At 64.3% G+C, this 16,692-nt stretch carries 19 protein-coding genes; 13 read left to right on the top strand and 6 right to left on the bottom strand.

Annotation, left to right across the window (positions count from 1 at the left end; all coding sequences use genetic code 11):
• Window positions 1-44: 44 nt before the first annotated feature.
• Entirely contained in the window at window positions 45-1,700 is a 1,656-nt protein-coding gene (locus tag G6P99_RS39430) for an ATP-binding protein (RefSeq protein ID WP_051346525.1), read from the top strand.
• A 267-nt stretch (window positions 1,701-1,967) separates the two neighbouring features.
• The gene (htpX, locus tag G6P99_RS39425; RefSeq protein ID WP_165125994.1) at window positions 1,968-2,900 is read left to right on the top strand and encodes a zinc metalloprotease HtpX; all 933 of its coding nucleotides are present in this window, start codon (window positions 1,968-1,970) and stop codon (window positions 2,898-2,900) included.
• Between the two features lie 73 nt (window positions 2,901-2,973).
• On the opposite strand, the gene G6P99_RS39420 is transcribed toward htpX, so the two are convergent.
• On the bottom strand, window positions 2,974-4,650 hold the full coding sequence (locus G6P99_RS39420; protein ID WP_029082989.1) for a carbamoyltransferase family protein: 1,677 nt from the start codon (window positions 4,648-4,650) through the stop codon (window positions 2,974-2,976).
• 221 nt (window positions 4,651-4,871) lie between these two features.
• Complete coding sequence (locus G6P99_RS39415) at window positions 4,872-5,822, bottom strand: aldo/keto reductase (protein ID WP_165125991.1); 951 nt, start codon at window positions 5,820-5,822, stop codon at window positions 4,872-4,874.
• 280 nt (window positions 5,823-6,102) lie between these two features.
• Between G6P99_RS39415 and G6P99_RS39410 the strand changes: the two genes are divergently transcribed.
• The gene (locus G6P99_RS39410) at window positions 6,103-6,546 is read left to right on the top strand and encodes a GYD domain-containing protein (protein WP_245284780.1); all 444 of its coding nucleotides are present in this window, start codon (window positions 6,103-6,105) and stop codon (window positions 6,544-6,546) included.
• A gap of 256 nt (window positions 6,547-6,802) precedes the next feature.
• On the opposite strand, the gene G6P99_RS39405 is transcribed toward G6P99_RS39410, so the two are convergent.
• Window positions 6,803-7,216: a nuclear transport factor 2 family protein gene (locus G6P99_RS39405; RefSeq protein ID WP_084518564.1), complete on the bottom strand. Its 414-nt coding sequence runs from the start codon at window positions 7,214-7,216 to the stop codon at window positions 6,803-6,805.
• A 121-nt stretch (window positions 7,217-7,337) separates the two neighbouring features.
• Window positions 7,338-7,550, bottom strand: coding sequence for a hypothetical protein (locus G6P99_RS39400; protein WP_029082985.1), 213 nt, complete (start codon window positions 7,548-7,550; stop codon window positions 7,338-7,340).
• A 145-nt stretch (window positions 7,551-7,695) separates the two neighbouring features.
• On the opposite strand from G6P99_RS39400, the gene G6P99_RS39395 reads away from it, so the two are divergent.
• The 3 genes from G6P99_RS39395 to G6P99_RS39385 all read left to right on the top strand — a co-directional run bounded on the left by G6P99_RS39395 (window position 7,696) and on the right by G6P99_RS39385 (window position 10,088).
• Window positions 7,696-8,271, top strand: coding sequence for a hypothetical protein (locus G6P99_RS39395; RefSeq protein WP_029082984.1), 576 nt, complete (start codon window positions 7,696-7,698; stop codon window positions 8,269-8,271).
• A gap of 51 nt (window positions 8,272-8,322) precedes the next feature.
• Window positions 8,323-9,075 (top strand): hypothetical protein, encoded by a 753-nt coding sequence (locus G6P99_RS39390; RefSeq protein WP_029082983.1) that lies wholly within the window; start codon window positions 8,323-8,325, stop codon window positions 9,073-9,075.
• A gap of 758 nt (window positions 9,076-9,833) precedes the next feature.
• Entirely contained in the window at window positions 9,834-10,088 is a 255-nt protein-coding gene (locus tag G6P99_RS39385) for a hypothetical protein (protein ID WP_029083691.1), read from the top strand.
• A 2-nt stretch (window positions 10,089-10,090) separates the two neighbouring features.
• On the opposite strand, the gene G6P99_RS39380 is transcribed toward G6P99_RS39385, so the two are convergent.
• Window positions 10,091-11,533 (bottom strand): helix-turn-helix domain-containing protein, encoded by a 1,443-nt coding sequence (locus tag G6P99_RS39380; protein WP_029083692.1) that lies wholly within the window; start codon window positions 11,531-11,533, stop codon window positions 10,091-10,093.
• Window positions 11,534-11,820: 287 nt separating this feature from the next.
• On the opposite strand from G6P99_RS39380, the gene G6P99_RS39375 reads away from it, so the two are divergent.
• The 3 genes from G6P99_RS39375 (at window position 11,821) to G6P99_RS39365 (ending at window position 13,608) form a co-directional block, all read left to right on the top strand.
• Window positions 11,821-12,030, top strand: coding sequence for a DUF4170 domain-containing protein (locus G6P99_RS39375; RefSeq protein WP_029083693.1), 210 nt, complete (start codon window positions 11,821-11,823; stop codon window positions 12,028-12,030).
• Between the two features lie 213 nt (window positions 12,031-12,243).
• Window positions 12,244-12,819, top strand: a complete 576-nt coding sequence (locus G6P99_RS39370) for a hypothetical protein (protein WP_029083694.1) — start codon at window positions 12,244-12,246, stop codon at window positions 12,817-12,819.
• 21 nt (window positions 12,820-12,840) lie between these two features.
• A complete protein-coding gene (locus G6P99_RS39365; RefSeq protein ID WP_029083695.1) occupies window positions 12,841-13,608 on the top strand; it encodes a glycine-rich domain-containing protein in 768 nt (255 codons plus the stop codon).
• Here the strand turns inward: G6P99_RS39365 and G6P99_RS39360 are convergent.
• Window positions 13,605-14,492: a metallophosphoesterase family protein gene (locus G6P99_RS39360; RefSeq protein WP_029083696.1), complete on the bottom strand. Its 888-nt coding sequence runs from the start codon at window positions 14,490-14,492 to the stop codon at window positions 13,605-13,607. The two genes, G6P99_RS39365 and G6P99_RS39360, sit on opposite strands and share 4 nt — an antisense overlap.
• Window positions 14,493-14,736: 244 nt before the next feature.
• Here G6P99_RS39360 and G6P99_RS39355 point away from each other — a divergent pair, with 244 nt between their 5' ends.
• From G6P99_RS39355 to G6P99_RS39340, 4 genes are all read left to right on the top strand, one after another.
• The gene (locus G6P99_RS39355) at window positions 14,737-15,141 is read left to right on the top strand and encodes an NUDIX domain-containing protein (protein ID WP_249817843.1); all 405 of its coding nucleotides are present in this window, start codon (window positions 14,737-14,739) and stop codon (window positions 15,139-15,141) included.
• Between the two features lie 39 nt (window positions 15,142-15,180).
• On the top strand, window positions 15,181-15,693 hold the full coding sequence (locus tag G6P99_RS39350; protein ID WP_029083698.1) for a GNAT family N-acetyltransferase: 513 nt from the start codon (window positions 15,181-15,183) through the stop codon (window positions 15,691-15,693).
• A gap of 113 nt (window positions 15,694-15,806) precedes the next feature.
• Complete coding sequence (locus tag G6P99_RS39345; protein WP_029083699.1) at window positions 15,807-16,124, top strand: EthD family reductase; 318 nt, start codon at window positions 15,807-15,809, stop codon at window positions 16,122-16,124.
• Between the two features lie 102 nt (window positions 16,125-16,226).
• Window positions 16,227-16,688, top strand: a complete 462-nt coding sequence (locus G6P99_RS39340; protein WP_084518627.1) for a hypothetical protein — start codon at window positions 16,227-16,229, stop codon at window positions 16,686-16,688.
• Window positions 16,689-16,692: the final 4 nt, after the last annotated feature.

Below are 16,692 nucleotides of genomic sequence, written 5' to 3'. Positions count from 1 at the left end.
CGCGGGCAGGGGTGTCGGCGGATCGATCACGCGCGGAGGGAGCCATGTGGAGTTTTCTCGAGCGTATTTTGGATTCGTCGACCTTTTCACCGCACGGCATCTGCCTGCTGTGGGAGCCGGAGCTGATCTGGCTCCACGTGATTTCCGACGCACTGATTGCCGCTTCGTATTTCTCGATCCCGTTTGCGCTGGCGATCCTCGTCTCCAAGCGGCGCGATTTTCAGTTCGGCTGGATGGCCTGGCCGTTCGCCGCCTTCATCCTCGCCTGCGGGCTGACGCATGTATTCTCGATCTACACGCTGTGGGTGCCGATCTATGGTCTCGAAGGCCTGCTCAAGGCGCTGACCGCAATTGCCTCGATCTTCACCGCGGTCCTGCTCTGGCCGCTGATCCCGAAAATCCTGGCGATCCCGACCGAGGCGCAGCTGCGCGAGGCGCATGTCGCGCTCGCCGAGGAGGGGCGGCAACGCCAGCGCTCGGAAGTCCTGCTCGAGCGCTTCCGCGAGGCCGAAGCCAATGAGAGCAAGATCCGCCAGGCGCAGAAGATGGAGGCGGTCGGCCAGCTCACCGGCGGCATCGCGCACGACTTCAACAACATCCTCACCGTGATCACCGGCACCATCGACATTCTGTCGGAGGCGGTCACCCATAACCGCCAGCTGGTCGAGATCACCTCGCTGATCCGCGACGCCGCCGACCGCGGTGCGTCGCTGACGCGGCATCTGCTCGCGTTTGCGCGCAAGCAGCCGCTGCAGCCGAGCGACGTCGACGTCAATGCGCTGATGGTCGACACCATCGAGCTGCTGCAGCCGACCATCGGCGACCATGTCGACATCGATTTTCGCCCCGCACCCGATCTGCCGCGCGCGCTGGTCGATTCCAACCAGCTCGTCACCGCGATCATCAATCTTGCGCTGAACGCGCGCGACGCGATGCCGAAGGGCGGCCGGCTCATGATTGAGACCCGCACCGCCGAGCTGAAGCCATCAGACGTGCATGGCCATGACGGGCTCGCCGCCGGCGACTATGTCGCGATCGCGCTGACCGACAACGGCCAGGGCATCGCGGAAGCCGATCTGGCAAAGGTGTTCGAGCCGTTCTTCACCACCAAGGACGTCGGCAAGGGCACCGGCCTCGGGCTTTCCATGGTCTATGGCTTCGTCAAGCAATCCAACGGCCACATCGTGCTCGACAGCGAGGTCGGCCGCGGCACCCGCGTCATGCTCTATCTGCCCCGTGCGGCGGTGGTCTCGCCGGCCGCGGCGCCCGAGCGGCGGCAGCCGGATGTTCCCGGCGCGCAGGAAATCGTGCTCGTCGTCGAGGACGACAGACTGGTGCGCTCCTACGTGCTGACCCAGATCGAGAGCCTCGGCTACACCACGCTGTCGGCCAACAATGGCGCTGAAGCGCTCGCCGTGCTCGACAGCGGCGCGCCGGTCGATTTGCTGTTCACCGACGTCATCATGCCGGGCGCGATGAACGGGCGCGAGCTCGCCACCGAGGCGCAGAAGCGGCGGCCCGGCCTGCGCGTGCTGTTAACGTCGGGCTACACCGAGAATGCCATCGATCAGGACGGCAAGCTCGAGCAGGGCATCCTGTTCCTCGGAAAGCCCTACAGCCGGGCCCAGCTCGCCCGCATGCTGCAGGTGGCGCTGCGCGAGGGTGAGCGGCAGCTCGCTCGGCAGGAGCCGGCGGAGTAGGCGCGATCCGGTAGCCGTAGTTCCGTGGCCCGGATGAGCCAACGGGTCGCGCGAACGCGCGCCCGATGACAGGCTCCGCGATATCCGGGGGCAGTGTTCCCGCATGTCGCTGGCGCTCATGCGGGCTACAATCTGCCGCAGATGACCGATCGTTAATCCCCGCCGCGTCGCTGCGACGCACTGGTTCCCCTTGCGGCGCGCGCAGCAAAATCCCTACCTCAGCGGCGTCAGTTGTGGCAGCATTCCGCTGGCCGTGAGGGAACAACGATGAACTATTTCCGCACCGCGCTCCTGCTTGCCGGCCTCACCGCCCTGTTCATGGGCGTCGGCTATCTGATCGGCGGCGGCACCGGCGCCGTGATCGCGCTGATCGTCGCGGCTGCGACAAACCTGTTCACCTACTGGAATTCCGATCGCATGGTGCTGTCGATGTACGGCGCCCATCAGGTCGATGCGCGTTCGGCGCCCGAACTCTATGACCTCGTCGCCGAGCTCGCGCAGCGCGCCGCTCTGCCGATGCCGCGCGTGTTCCTGATGGACGAAGCGCAGCCCAACGCCTTCGCGACCGGCCGCAATCCGGAGAACGCCGCCGTCGCCGTCACCACGGGTCTGATGCAGCAGCTCAGCCGCGAGGAGCTCGCCGGCGTGATCGCGCACGAGCTTGCGCATATCAAGCATCACGACACGCTGACCATGACGATCACAACGACGATCGCCGGTGCGATCTCGATGCTGGCGCAGTTCGGTATGTTCTTCGGCGGCAACCGCAACAACAACGGCCCCGGCATCATCGGCTCGATCGCGATGATGATCCTGGCGCCGCTCGGCGCTGCGCTGGTGCAGATGGCGATCAGCCGCACCCGCGAATATGCCGCCGACAATTATGGCGCGCGCATCGTCGGGCAGCCGATGTGGCTGGCGTCCGCGCTCGCCAAGATCGAGAATTCAGCGCATCAGGTGCCGAATATGGAGGCCGAGCGCAATCCGGCCACCGCGCATATGTTCATCATCAATCCGCTGTCGGGCCACGGCGTCGACAATCTGTTCGCCACCCACCCCTCGACCGCGAACCGCATCGCGGCGCTGCAACAACTCGCCGCCGAGCTCGGCACCCAGACCGCGCCGCTTTCCACCGGCGCCAGCTATCCGCCGCGCAGCCCGTGGGGCGGATCACAGGGCCAGCGCGGCCCGTGGGGCTGAAGATCGTGGGGCTGAAAATCCTGGGGTTGAAGATTCGGGGTTTAAGATTCTGGGCTGACGATGGCAGGCGAGGTCACGCCTTTGCCGTCAGCACCACATCGTCCATGAACAGCGCATCGATACCGGACTTGCGGAACGTGACGATCGCGTCGGTGGGGGCGCAGACGATCGGCTCGCTGTCATTGAACGACGTGTTGACGACAAGGGGCACACCGGTCTTGGCAAAGAAGCAGGAGATCAGCTCGTGAAAGCGCGGATTTGATCTGCGGCTGACGATCTGGACCCGGGCGCTGCCGTCGCGGTGCAAAACCGCCGGAATGAGATCGCGCCGGTCGGGCTTGACGGGACATGCAAACAGCATGAACGCGTGACTGGCCGTCGGCGCGCCGACCTCGAACCATTCCTCGGCGTGCTCGGCCAGCACGCTCGGCGCAAAAGGGCGGAAATCTTCCCGGTGCTTGACCTTCTGATTGAGGATATCGCGCATGTCCGGCCGCCGCGGATCGGCGAGCAGGGAACGGTTGCCCAGCGCGCGCGGCCCGAACTCCATGCGGCCCTGGAACCAGGCGACGATCTTGCCGCTGGCGATCATGTCGGCGGCATCGCGCGCCGGCGATGTGCTGCGCCGTGCCTTGAGCCCGGCTGACTTGACCGCCGCCACAATCTCGCGCCGCTTGAATCCGGGCCCGAGATACGGCGTGTCGTTGCCGCGCTCGGGGGAATGCTTGTGTTTTGCGCAATGCACGGCGAGGGCGGCGCCGATCGCCGTGCCCGCATCGTGCGGCGCGGAGGGGATGAACACGTTGGTGAATTCGCCGGATCGCCTGACCAGTTCATTGGTCACGCAATTGAGCGCGACGCCTCCGGCAAGACACAGATTGTCCGACGGCACCCTGCGCTTGAGGCGGCGGACCGCCGCGACGACAGCGGCATCCGTCGCCGCCTGCAACGCGGCCGCCATGTCGGCATGCCGCGGCAGGATTTCGCCGTCCTCGTAGCGCCCCGGGCCGAACACGGCTTCCATTCTGGCGTGACGCTCCGGGCTGGTGCCGAGATACTCCGGCGACACCCCGTAGTTCACCTCATCGGCACGCATGATCGACTGGAACTGCTGACGGAAAACCTCCGGATCGCCGTAGGCCGCGAGGCCCATGACTTTCGAGGCGTCGTAATGCGAGAAGCCGAGATAACCGCTGAACACCTCCCACAGGAAACCGATCGAATGCGGATATTCGAATGTCTCGACGGTCTGGATGCGGGTGCCGGCTGCCTTCGCCAGCGCGGTGCACGCGGTCTCGCCGATTCCATCGATGGTGAGGATGGCCGCGTGATCGAAGCCGGACGGGAAGTAGGCGGATGCGGCGTGCGCCAGATGGTGAGGCACGAAATGCAGTCGCTGCCGCAGTGAACGTCCGAGCAGGTCGTCGATGGCGCCGGGCACCTGACCAAGCCGGAGCCGAAAGGTCTCCTCCAGCCGCGGATCCCACCACTCGGCGCGATATCGCTTGCGGCGCTGCCTCGGATCGAACGAGTATGCGACGTGATCGATATCGCGCGCTGTCAGCCCGGCATGGTTCAGGCAAAAGCGGATCGCGCGTTCGGGGAGCTGATGCGGGTTGTCGAACTCGGCCGGCTTGCCGTGCTTGATGCGGTTGAACCGCTCCTCCTCGGCGGCCACCACGAGCCTGCCGTCAACCAGCAGCGCGGCGGCGGACTCGTGATACACCGAATTGATCCCAAGGATGTTCACCTGCGTCCCCCCATACGCCTGACCGTCACGGCAGACTAGAGCGTTTTCGAGCGAAGTGGATACCGGTTCGCGTGAAGAAAACGCGTCAAACAAAAATCTAGAGCCCCGTTCCGATTTTATCGGAACGGAAATGGCTCTAGCCAAGCTGTCCGGAACAGTAAGGCAGTATCGAGGCTGCGCACTGAAGACCAAAAGCCGCAGTTCGCGCCGCTCGAAACGCGCTATGCGCTCGCGGCGTCCAGCCGTCCGACCTGGTCCTTGGTCAGTTCGAGTTTCGTGGCCGCGACAAGCGTTGCGACCTGCTCGGGCCTGGTGGCACTGGCAATCGGCGCGGTGACCGAGGGCTTCGCCATCAGCCAGGCGAGCGCGACCGCGGCCGGCTCGGCGCGCGTTTCCGCGGCGACCTCATCGAGGCCGGCCAGGATGCGCATGCCGCGCGGGTTCATGTATTTGGGAATGCTGCGCGAGCCGCGCGGGCTCTTGGCGAAGTCGCTCTCCGAGCGGTACTTGCCGGTCAAAAATCCCGCGGCGAGCGAGAAGAACGTGATCACGCCGACGTCGTTCGCCTCGCAGACCTGTTGCAGCGCGCCTTCGTAGCTCGACCGCTCCATCAGGCTGTATTCGGGCTGCATGCTCTCGTAGCGCGGCAGCCCGTTCGCCTTGGAGATATCGAGGGCGCTGTTGAGCCGCTCCGCCGAGAAATTCGAGGCGCCGATCGCCCGGACCTTGCCTGCCTTGATCAACTTGTCGTAGGCCGCCAGTGTCTCTTCCTGCGGGGTCGTCTCATCGTCCTTGTGGGACTGGTAGAGGTCGATGAAGTCGGTCTGCAGCCGCCGCAGCGAATCCTCGACGGCGCGCGCGATATAGTCCGGCTTCAGCCCGACATTGTCGTTGCCCATGTCCATTCCGACCTTGGTGGCGAGGATGACGCGGTTGCGGTTGCCGCGCGCCTTCATCCATTTGCCGATGATCGTCTCGGATTCGCCGCCGCTATGGCCCGGCGCCCAGCGCGAATAGACGTCCGCCGTATCGAGGAACGTCAGCCCGTGCTCCAGCACGGTGTCGAGCAGGCGAAACGACGACGTCTCGTCGACCGTCCAGCCGAACACATTGCAGCCAAAGCACAGGGAGGGAACGGTGAGGCCGGAGCGGCCGAGCGCGCGATGCTTCATGAGTTTTCTTTCGCTTGTTCTTGAGGGCAGGCGCCGGACACTGAGGCAGATCGCCTTTGTTTGCAAGGCGCTGAGCGGCATCCGCTCCGCTCTGCTGCATCACAAACGCCATGCTCGCTCGTGCGTCAGGTCAGGCAGGCTGCCCCTCGGCGCCGCATCGATCACGGCGCGATTTTCGCAACGCGCAGGAACGCGATTTCATTTGTCGGGCGCTTGATGTAGATTGCCCGGCGAGCTGCCACCGGTCGCGCCGAATTCCGGAGAATGAGCGGCAGCGCACATGGCCATCGGCAGGCCACCTCTTCTCATTTCAGTACGAAATCTGCTGCTGCCCGGGTCACGCCCGGGTGAAACGCTTTTCTCATTTCAGCCAAATGGAGCGATTGCCATGCATTTCTGCTTCTCAGGTGAATACACCCCGCGTGCTCTCAACAACATCATGGAGAACCCGGCGACCAATCGCTATGAGGCCGCCAGGAAGTTGATCGAAGCGGCCGGCGGCAAACTGATTTCGATGTACAGCACGTCGGTCGATGGTCCCGGCGTGATGGTGATCTTCGACGTGCCGGATCCGACCGTCGCACCGGCCATCAGCGGCGTGGTCGTGGCAGCCGGCACCATGCAGAATGTGAAGCTGGTCCGGCTGTTTACCCAGGACGAGATCAAGGTGGTGCGTCAGCACGCGAGCAAGTTGAAGGCTGCCTACACCCCGCCTGGTGGCTAGCAGGCTGGAGGATCAAGCACCGCTGATCGTCTGACGTCCGGTGTCCTCTCGCGCGGCGGCGCTACCCGGCGCTCCGCGCGAAGGCGAGGGCCGTTGCGCGCGCCGCTGATCCGGGGCGCGTCAGCGGACGGGCAACACGCTCAGGCGGATGTCGTGGGCACGTGCATGCCGGTTCGCAAGCCCCGGCCGGTTGTGCCGTCGCCTGACGTCCGCCGCCTCGTGTTTCAGCATTCGGCATCAGCGTCGCAGCCGCCCCTCAAGCAGGCGGCGTGTCCAGGTAGACGTAAAGCGCCGCGATCTTGCCGTCGCGCGCGATGATGAAATCCACGCCGGTGTAGACAGGCTTCTCGCCTTGCGGCCCGGAGCCCCATGCCAGGCGTCCCGAATTGTGCAGGACCTGCGGCGCGCCATGAGGCGTGTAAGCGAAGTGCGGATGCGTCGCCCGGAGATCGCCGGCAAACTTGTCGAGCGCATCGTGGCCTACCAGAATGCCTGATGGCGCGTAGAGCACGCAATCCTCGGTGTAGAGTTGTTGAATTGCGGCCCTTCGGCGCACCGGATCGCCTTCGCCGAAAACCTCCGGAAGGTTGCGCATAAGCAGCGTTTCGATGCCGCTCACATCTGCGCCCGCCGAGGGCGGGGCGCTGCTCTTGCTGGTATGCTCGTTCATCGGAGACCTCCATGCGTGACTCCAACATCATGTGGCCGCAGGCACCGTTGCGGAACGACAATGATGGAAAGTCATCGTTTCCCATTTTGATGCATCGGCGTGACCGCCGTGGGTGCTCTAGCTAGTGTGCCTCGTCCTCGCTCGAGTCCTCCTGCTCCGCCTTTGGCGGCCAGGCGCCGCGCCGGACCAGCGCCTCGTGCAGCCGTTTTTCGATCTGGCCCTGGTGCGAGCAGAATTCCGCGGCGGCAAGGCGATCGAGGATCTCCAGCAGCGGCTGCCGCAGCAGGATCGGCTCCTTGCCCGGTCCCTTGGGCTCGCTAGCGTCTGGACACATGACGCAAGCTGCTTCAACCTTCTTGAGGCTTCAGGTCATCGGACGCAGGCTGCCGTTGGAGCTTGGGGGGGCGACGCGTTCTGGAAACATTCAGGTCGGATTTGAACGTCCGATCGAGCAGGTTCGTCTCACAAGGGAGATGGGTATGTTTGAAACTGAGCGATTCATCGCCGACTGCGAGGCGGCTTTCGCAGCGGACTCGAGCCACAGGGCAATTCGCGAGGTCGTTGCACGGGCAATGTCCGAGCCAGCAACAGTCCTCAAAAGCCTCGGCGAGCCGAAGCGCGCCGGGAGCCAGACGCTCTTCCACTCGGATTCGCTCACAATCCTCAACGTGATTTGGGCGCCGGGCATGATGGTGATGCCTCACAACCATCGCATGTGGGCCGTCATTGGCATCTACTCGGGCCGCGAGGACAACGTCTTCTGGCGACGCATCCCGGGCGAACCGAACAGGATAGAGGCCGCCGGAGCGAAAGCGCTGTGCGAGAAGGACACCGTGCCGCTCGGTTCGGACGTCATCCATTCAGTCATCAATCCGATTGATCGGCTGACCGGCGCGATCCACATCTATGGTGGCGGCGATTTCTTCGCCGCGGAGCGCAGCGAATGGGATTCGTTCACGCTGGATGAGCACCGCCACGACCGTGAGCGGACGCTCCGCATGTTCGAACAGGCGAATGCGCGTTACGAGGCAAGTCTCCGCACACTCGACGGCTGAACCGTGCGGCACCGGGAAAGTGGAAGTGTAATCCGTCTCCGGGAGGATGGCATGCACACGATGACAATTCCGCGTCGCTTTCGCGGGCCGCCGAATTCAGGCAACGGCGGCTATGTGTGTGGGGCGCTGGCGCGCCAAATAGCCGGTGCCGCGGAAGTCACGCTGCGCGCCCCGCCACCGCTGGAGACAGAGCTGGATTTAGTCGAGGTCGAGATGGGCGTATGGGAGATACGCCATGGCGCCGCGACAATAGCAATCGGCAGGGCCGTCATGCTTGACTTGAGCCGGCTCGAGAGGGCGACCTTCGACGAGGCGGTGGAAGCCGAGAAGCGCACGCCAATCAAGCCGCACGAACATCAGCTGCCGATGTGCTTTGTTTGCGGACCTGACCGGGCAGCGGGCGACGGGCTGCGGCTTTTCGCCGGGCCGCTCATTCGGCAACAGCCGAGCGGGGTCTTTGCCGTACCCTGGACGCCCGACGCCTCCCTCACCGCAGCTGATGGCCTGGTTGCTCCCGAGTTTGTATGGTCTGCGCTGGATTGTCCGACCGGCTACGTAGCCCAATACGACTCCGAAAGCAGAAGCTTCAACGCTTTGCCGATCCTGCTCGGGCGTCTGTCCGTACGTATCGATGGGCGGCCGCGGCCGGGCGAGCGATGCGTGGTGACGTCCTGGAAAACCGGCGGCGAGGGCCGGCGTCTCATCGCCGAGGCGGCGCTGTTTGGTGAAGAGGAGAACCTGCTTGCGATTGGTCGTGCCGTCTGGATTGTCGTCGATCGGCAGGTTCAGCTCGGAAGCAGATAATTGCACATCGGGAATGACGAGAGAGGCGCGACCTCCTGCCATTGAGTTGCCCGACGACGCAATCCCCTCATGCGAAAATATTTCGGTTTATCGGAATTGCAGCTCGGTGTATGGTCTGCCCGTCTCACCCGATCGAGGGGCGCTTCGCGATCGTCACGAACGCGGTGTGGGATGCGGTGGACGCCGAGTGTGTGACTGACGAGAGCACGCGAAGCGGACGGCGAAGTCGCGTGGTCCTGACGCCCTAGCGGCCGGTGTCCCCTTGTAAGACGCAATTGCGTCTTGCGAAGGCGGTGACAAACAAGCCCAGTCTCGCCGGGGAGAGCGCGAAGTAAGCCGTAACCCATCGCGCAGGGAAAGCCGGAGTTTCCGGTTACACCTGTGGTCCTACCCCCGAGCTTTCTACCCATTGCTCGGGGCCCATGGGTGCGATCGGCACCCGGCTTTCCCTGCGCCCTCTGCGAGAGAGGGGGCGAAACGAAGAGCAAAGCTCGGACAATTCATGTCGCGAGAATGCGAAGCCGCGTCCCCACCACATCTGTCATCGCCCGGCTCGACCGGGCGATCCAGTACGCCGCGGCCTCTCGGCTCATGCACTGGCGTCTCTGGAATACTGGATCACCCGCATGCGCGGGTGATGACAGCGGTGGCGATGGCGAAAACAATCCATTGTTGTGCAGGCGGCGAAATGGATTGCTTCGCGTCGCTCGCAATGACGGCTACTATGACGATAGGCAACAAATGGAGAAACAACTCCAATGACCAACCAAGGCCGCCGTTCCCGGCGTACCTTCATCGGCGCCGCCACCGCAGGACTTCCCGCAGTGTTCTTCCTGCGGCCCGCCTCTGCGTCCGACAAGATGACCAAACCCCAAGCCGAGTATCAGGACACGCCGAACGGCATCTACTCCTGCGGCGCGTGCACGCTGTTCGTCGAACCCGACGGCTGCAAGGTGGTCGAGGGCGCCATCAGCAAGGACGGCTGGTGCAAGGCCTTTGCGGCAGTGGATTGAGCTCACAGTTCCCGCGCATTCGAGAATGCGAACGACGACACCCGCCGCGTCGTCTCGTCGAGGATCAAGGTGCGCGTGATCGGCGGCTCGGCGCGCTGGCTGCAATTCTCGCGCTCGCAGAGCCGGCAGTTGACGCCGATCGGGGTGCCCTCGACCTTCTCCAGATCCATGCCGGTCGCATAGACGAGCTTGGCCGCATGACGGATTTCGCAGCCGAGCCCGATCGCGAAGCGCGGCTGCGGCTGCGGATAGGGCGCCACCGGCCGGCGCACCGTCTGCGCGATCGAGAAATAGCGCGTGCCGTCGGGCAGCTCGATCACCTGGCTGAGCAGGCGGTCCGGCATGTCGAAGGTCGAATGCACGTTCCAGAGCGGGCAGGTGCCGCCGAATTTCGAGAACGGGAAGGTGCCGGAGGAAAACCGCTTCGACACGTTGCCGGCATTGTCGACGCGCAGCAGGAAGAACGGCACGCCGCGCGCATTCGGCCGCTGCAAGGTGGTGAGGCGGTGGCAGACCTGCTCGAAGCCGGCGTTGAAGCGCTGCGCCAGCACGTGGACGTCGTAGCTCAGGGCTTCGGCGGCGGAATGAAACGCCTGATAGGGCATCATCGCGGCCGCCGCGAAGTAATTGGCGAGTGTGATGCGGTAAAGCCTGCGCGCGGTGTCGTCGAGCGGGCCGGCGCGGCTGACGATCGCGTCGATCGCTGTGCCGCACTCGACAAAGCCGATCTGCAGCGCGAGCTGGAAGCTGCGCCCGGCACTGTCGACCAGCTCGGAGATCAGGAGCTGCCGGCGATGCCGGTCGAAGCGGCGCAGCGTCTCGCGCATCACGTCGACCGGCATCACGCGGGTGACGGTCGAATGCTTTTCGCGCAAGCGTGCGCTGAGCGCGGTGAACAGGCCTTCGGTCGGCACGTTGAGCTCGTCGCGCAGATTTTCCGCCGCGGTCTCGAGCTCCGGAAAATAGTTGCGGTTGGCCTCGATCAGGTCGCGCACCCGCTCGATCGGGTTGGCGTCGAACTGCGAGCCCTCGCGATCGGCCATCTGCGCCGCCACCAGCGTCTCGCCGCGGCGCGCCTCGGTATAGGCGGCGTAGAGCCGCTGCAGCGCATGGGTCACGCCGGGGCAGAGCTCGGCGAGGTCGCGCAGCTCCTGCTTCGGCAGGTCGATCTGGCGGAACAAGGGATCGGAGAAGATCTCGTTGAGCTCCGCGAAGAAGCGGTCCTCGTCGGCGGTGGCGAGGTCGCGCAGATCGAGATCGTAGGTCTCGGCCAGCCGCAGCAGGATCTGCGCTGTCACCGGGCGCTGGTTGCGCTCGATCAGATTGATGTAGGAGGGCGAGATGCCGAGCCCCTCGGCGATCTGGGTTTGCGACAGTCCCAGTTGCTGGCGGATCCGCCGGAACCGCGGGCCGACGAACAGTTTTTTTCCGGATTCGCCAGGCATGACAGCCTTCCTGACCTATTATGTGACAAAATTTACAAATTGACATTTATTACAAGTTCAGATGTTACATGACATCACCAATAAAAAACAAGGCACCTATACGAGCTTCCCGCTTTCGCGTTTAGCTCTTGGCAGGCGGTTCGCAGCACGCTGTCAAGAATGTCGATTGGAGGGAGAGCGGGCAGCACACTGGCCTGCCCACGATCGATCTCTCAGGCGGCAGGTTGCGGCGATCAAGGTTCCAGCGGCTCGGCAAAGGCAGGCCGATTTTTTAGAGGAGACTGACGATGAGCAAGGGCAGCAATTTCTGGGTGATCGGCGGCGAGTTCGGCTCGATGAACTTCCACAAGCTCGTCGAAGGCTCCGCCCAGGTGCAGGGTCCGTTCAAGACCCGCAAGGAAGCCGAGGATGCGTGGCGCGTGGTCTCGGAAGAGAACCGCCACAAGGCCGGCGTGCGCTTCTCCATCGTCGAGGAGCCGTCGCGGGTTTCGGCCTGACGGCTTCCCTTATCAACGAGCTAAGAAACGTCCAAGGACGGCAGCCCCATCCGGTTCATCCGGGTGGGGCTGTCCGCTTTCGGAACACTGCCGGGGTCTTTGATCTGGGGATAAGTGGCCACCTAAGTGCTTGGGAACCAACGTGCTTTGCGGACGGCATGGTTGCTGATAGGTTAATGGACAAGGCAACCCGTCACTACGAGGCCGCAAGGCATGTCCGATCCGCACAACACCGGCAGCGAGGCGCGCGAGATGCGGCCGACGCTGCGAGAGGCGCTGCGGCGGGCGCGGATCGAGGCGGCCGATCGCACCGGCGTCGTCGTCGAGTTGCGCGACGCCGAGGTGGCACGGCTCGAGATCCTCAACGACGCGCTCGATCCCTTGTTCGCGCAGGTGCCGGAGAAGGTCGATCTGTTCGACCGCGGCATCAGCCAGGGCGAGACGCCGCGGCTGTGGATCGACGTCGTCGCTCATGTGCTGATGGGACGCGACAAGCGCATCTACCGCTTCGTGCAGGACACCCGCTTCGGCCGCATCGTGCTCGCCGAATCGCATGACGTGCCCGCGATCGTCGACGCCGTCACCGATTATGTGGCGCGCCGCATGATCGAGCGCGAGCATGCGATGGTGGCAACGCCGCTTCCGGCTGCCGAGCCGGCGGCGCCGCCGCCCGTGCCGGTGGTGGCGCCGAAGCGCCGCGGCGGGTTCGGCATGTTCGTGCTCGGCTTCATCATGGGCGCGCTCGCGCTGTTCGGCTACGCGCTGTTTGCGAGCTGGCAGAATTTCTAGCAGCTAAGGGGCGGGGGCATCGTGGTTGTGACACCCGCCTCGGCATTTTTCGGCGTGCTGGCGGCGGCCGCGGTGGTCGGCAGCGCCGTGCTGTTTGGCAAATGGCAGAGGTTGCGGCGCGCCGAATATATCCGCACCTTCAAATGGCCGGCGGGTCTGCTGGCGCGGCTCGAGAAGCGTCACCCGGGTTTCATGCGCAAGGACAGCGCGCTGGTTTCGCGCGGCCTGCGGCAGTTTTTCCTCGCCTATCTGATGAGCGGCAAGCGCTACGTCTCGATGCCGTCGCAGGCCGCCGACGACCTCTGGCACGAATTCATTCTCTACACCCGCGAATATGATGCGTTCTGCCGCCGCGCCTTCGGCGGCTTCCTGCATCACACGCCGGCCGTCGTGCTGGTGAAGGAGCGGCGCCGGAGCAACGAGGGGCTGCGGCGGGTATGGTGGTACTGCTGCAAATACGAGAACATCGATCCGGTCAGGCCGACGCGGCTGCCGCTGCTGTTCGCGCTCGACGCCAAGCTGAACATCGCCAACGGCTTCGTCTATCACACCGATTGCGAGGCGCTGCGCCGCAGCGGCATTGCCGGTGATAGCCCCTATTGCGGCGGCGATTTCTCCGACTCGTCGATCGACGGATCGTCGGCGGGCTTCGGCGATGCCGGCAGCGATGGCAGTGGCGGCGCGGATGGTGGCGACGCTGGCGGCCATGGCGGCGGCGATGGTGGAGGTGGTGGCGACAGCGGAGGCGGCTGCGGCGGTGGTTGTGGCGGCGGCGGGGGTGGGGATTAGGACAGCCGCCTTTGCTTCAACTCGCGAATGCCATCGTGCTTGCCGAAGCCGCGCACGGTCTGCTCGCAGCGCCAGGCGTTGCCGTCGCGCTCGATCGAGAACAGATTGTAGGCGGCCGCCGGATAGTGCTTGCGTGCCAGCGCCGATGCCGACGGCACGCCGATCGCGGGGATCTTGCGCTCGGGGCCGTCGAACCACATCGTCGAGTGGATGTGGTCGTGGCCATGCAGCACCAGCTCGACGCCGTGCCGCTTGAGCAGCGCCAGCAGCTGATGCGAATCGGTCAGCCGCTTGGCGCGTCCGTCGGAGTGCAGCGGGTGATGCACCAGCAGCACGCGGAAGGCGTCCTCGCGCGACAGCTGCGCAAGGATCGTCTCCAGCGCGCCGAGCTGGGCGTGGCCGAGCCAGCCGGTTGCCATCAGCGGTGGCGTCGGCACCGCCGAGGAGACGCCGATCAGCGCCACCGGCCCGCGGCGGCGCACGAACGGAAAATGCGTCGCTGCACCATCGGCGTCGCCGCGCAGATAGTCGCCGAAGTGACCAACGAAGCGATGCCGCGTCGCGCGCACATAGGCATCATGATTGCCGGGGACCACGGTCACACCGGAAGGATCGCCGACGCCCTCCAGCCATTGCCGCGCCGGATTGAACTCGGCATCCAGCGCCAGATTGACGAGATCGCCGGTCACGGCGACATGGTCGGGCTGCTGCGCCTGCATGTCCAATACCAGCGCGTCGAGCACGTCGCGGCGATGATATTTGTGACGGTTGCGCGTCCAGTTCAAATAGCCGAAGGCGCGCTTGCCGGCGAGATCGCGCAGCCGAGCCGCCGGCAGCGGCGGCAGATGCGGATCCGACAAATGCGCGAGGCGGAATGCCGCCATCATGCGATTCCCCTAAGGATTGCCCGTGAAAACTGGCCGGCAACCGGTCATGTCGTGCTATCCCGAACGTCCTGCCCTGTATTGGCAAGAGCTGCGCGGGGGCGCAAGGATCAAAGCAAGGATCAATGCAAGGATCAAACACCATGATGTCGAGGGTTCAGTGACGATCCTTGAGGATTTACGCAAGCGCTACGAGCCGCAGATCAGGTGGGTGTTTCATTTCTACTGGCGGTTGGCCCGCAGCATGACGCTCGGCGTCCGTGCCGTCGTGCTCGACGCCGACAACAAGGTGTTCCTGGTCAAGCACAGCTACGTCCATGGCTGGTATCTGCCGGGCGGCGGGGTCGAGGTCGGCGAGAGCTTTCTCGAGGCGCTGCGGCGCGAGCTGGAGGAGGAGGGCCGGATCGAGCTCGCCGGCGAGCCGGTGCTGCACGGCATCTTCCACAACAGCCACGTCTCGCCGCGCGATCATGTTGCGGTCTATGTCGTCAGAAACTACCGGCAGGACCGGCTGCCGGAACCGAATCGCGAGATCGTCGCCTGCGGCTTCTTCGACCCGGCTGATCTGCCCGAGGAGGCCACCCCCGGGACGCGGCTGCGCATCGCGGAGGTGCTCGACGGCAAGCCGGCGACGGCCACATGGCGGTGATGGACCGCGCCCGCGCCAGATGGTATCCCGCGCTCCACAATGACTGAACTGTCCCTGACCATCCTGCCCGAGACCCCGAAAGACGCCCAGGCGATCGAGCGCCTGCACGAGCGCACCTTCGGGCCCGGCCGCTTCGTGCTCAGCGCCTACCGGCTGCGCGAGCATGTCGATCATCTGCTCGACGTCTCCTTCACGGCACGGATCGGCACGCTGCTGGTCGGCTCGGTGCGCCAGCTGCCGATCTGTATCGGCGATACGCCGGCCCTGATGCTCGGGCCGTTGACCGTCGAGCCGCCATTCCGCAGCCGCGGCGTCGGCCGCGCGCTGCTCGAGCGTGCGATCAACGACGCCCGCGCCAAGGGCCACCGGCTCATCGTGCTGGTCGGCGACGAACCGTACTATGCACGCGTCGGCTTCAAGCCGGTCCCGAAGGGTCGGATGACGATGCCCGGACCGGTCGACTACAGTCGCGTGCTTGTCATGGAACTGGTCGATGGCGCGTTCGAGGGCGTGTCGGGGCCGATCCAGCCGGATTGGAGCAAGGCGATCTGACATTCCCGCGAGCAACGCCGGAACGGTTGCACACCTTCGGAAACTGAAGCACAGTTGAGCCAAGCGCCGGGACAAGACCGGCGCATGTCATATCAACAGGGAGAGTGCGCGCCATGATCAAGGTCAGTGTGATGTATCCGAACAATCCAGGCGCACGCTTTGATCACGATTACTATCGCGACAAGCACATGCCGCTGGTGAAGGCGCGGCTGGGCGACGCCTGCAAATATTACACCGTCGACAAGGGCCTCGCCGGCGGCGCACCGGGGACGCCCGCAACCTATGTCGGGATGTGCCACATCTTCTGCGACTCGGTTGAGGCCTTCGCGGCCGGCATGGGGAAGCACGCTCAGGAGATCATGGGCGACATTCCGAATTACACCGATCTGCAACCGGTGATTCAGATCAGCGAAGTCGTCGTCGGCCACTGAGCGGCGCAGACTGAAGCTTTTCGTCCGGCAAACGATCGTCCCTGGCCTGGGACGATCGTTCAGTTGTGCTTTCAATTCAAATCGAGTTTTTGCAAACTGCTGATGCAACAAGAGCGATATTTTTCCGGAGAGATCACTGTCGTTCTCGCCGATGGATCGCGGCTTCCGGCAAATGTTGTTGCCGACGAGGTCATTGAGGCTGGCAGGGAGATTTATCGAATCTCGTTAGAGCTGGGCGCTGACGTAATGACTGTCGAGTCCAAACGAGACTTCTTTGAAGCGTTGAGGCAGCTTCGGCTGGATTTGGAAAAGAGTGGCGCGTTGCTCTGTTGCTTTGGCGCCAGCGAAAACGTTTACCCATCCGGGATGCAGAGAGACATGGGTCCAGCGGTCGGCGCGTACAAGATGACGTTGGGCGCCCAAGCCCTGCGGCGGGACATTGTCAATATCTTCGAAGCCGATGAAACCGTTATTCCATCAACCGTGGAACAACAGGAACGCTTTCGCGAGAGATGGTTCAACAGTTTGTCGGCCGGACTAAGCGACGGGAAATCCGGAAGCTGAGTCC

The organism is Bradyrhizobium sp. 6(2017) (assembly GCF_011058295.2).
Classification (GTDB): domain Bacteria; phylum Pseudomonadota; class Alphaproteobacteria; order Rhizobiales; family Xanthobacteraceae; genus Bradyrhizobium; species Bradyrhizobium septentrionale.
Note: the sequence above shows the minus strand (reverse complement) of the source record. Positions and strands in the feature narration are given on the sequence as shown.

Coding starts and splice junctions, on each gene's coding strand:
- G6P99_RS39430 (WP_051346525.1), top strand. CDS start 45: ATGTGGAGTTTTCTCGAGCGTATTTTGGATTCGTCGACCTTTTCACCG.
- G6P99_RS39380 (WP_029083692.1), bottom strand. CDS start 11,533: ATGCCTGGCGAATCCGGAAAAAAACTGTTCGTCGGCCCGCGGTTCCGG.
- G6P99_RS39400 (WP_029082985.1), bottom strand. CDS start 7,550: ATGTGTCCAGACGCTAGCGAGCCCAAGGGACCGGGCAAGGAGCCGATC.
- G6P99_RS39410 (WP_245284780.1), top strand. CDS start 6,103: ATGGCCATCGGCAGGCCACCTCTTCTCATTTCAGTACGAAATCTGCTG.
- G6P99_RS39345 (WP_029083699.1), top strand. CDS start 15,807: ATGATCAAGGTCAGTGTGATGTATCCGAACAATCCAGGCGCACGCTTT.
- G6P99_RS39395 (WP_029082984.1), top strand. CDS start 7,696: ATGTTTGAAACTGAGCGATTCATCGCCGACTGCGAGGCGGCTTTCGCA.
- G6P99_RS39385 (WP_029083691.1), top strand. CDS start 9,834: ATGACCAACCAAGGCCGCCGTTCCCGGCGTACCTTCATCGGCGCCGCC.
- G6P99_RS39360 (WP_029083696.1), bottom strand. CDS start 14,492: ATGGCGGCATTCCGCCTCGCGCATTTGTCGGATCCGCATCTGCCGCCG.
- G6P99_RS39340 (WP_084518627.1), top strand. CDS start 16,227: ATGCAACAAGAGCGATATTTTTCCGGAGAGATCACTGTCGTTCTCGCC.
- htpX (WP_165125994.1), top strand. CDS start 1,968: ATGAACTATTTCCGCACCGCGCTCCTGCTTGCCGGCCTCACCGCCCTG.
- G6P99_RS39375 (WP_029083693.1), top strand. CDS start 11,821: ATGAGCAAGGGCAGCAATTTCTGGGTGATCGGCGGCGAGTTCGGCTCG.
- G6P99_RS39415 (WP_165125991.1), bottom strand. CDS start 5,822: ATGAAGCATCGCGCGCTCGGCCGCTCCGGCCTCACCGTTCCCTCCCTG.
- G6P99_RS39370 (WP_029083694.1), top strand. CDS start 12,244: ATGTCCGATCCGCACAACACCGGCAGCGAGGCGCGCGAGATGCGGCCG.
- G6P99_RS39355 (WP_249817843.1), top strand. CDS start 14,737: ATGACGCTCGGCGTCCGTGCCGTCGTGCTCGACGCCGACAACAAGGTG.
- G6P99_RS39350 (WP_029083698.1), top strand. CDS start 15,181: ATGACTGAACTGTCCCTGACCATCCTGCCCGAGACCCCGAAAGACGCC.
- G6P99_RS39390 (WP_029082983.1), top strand. CDS start 8,323: ATGCACACGATGACAATTCCGCGTCGCTTTCGCGGGCCGCCGAATTCA.
- G6P99_RS39405 (WP_084518564.1), bottom strand. CDS start 7,216: ATGAACGAGCATACCAGCAAGAGCAGCGCCCCGCCCTCGGCGGGCGCA.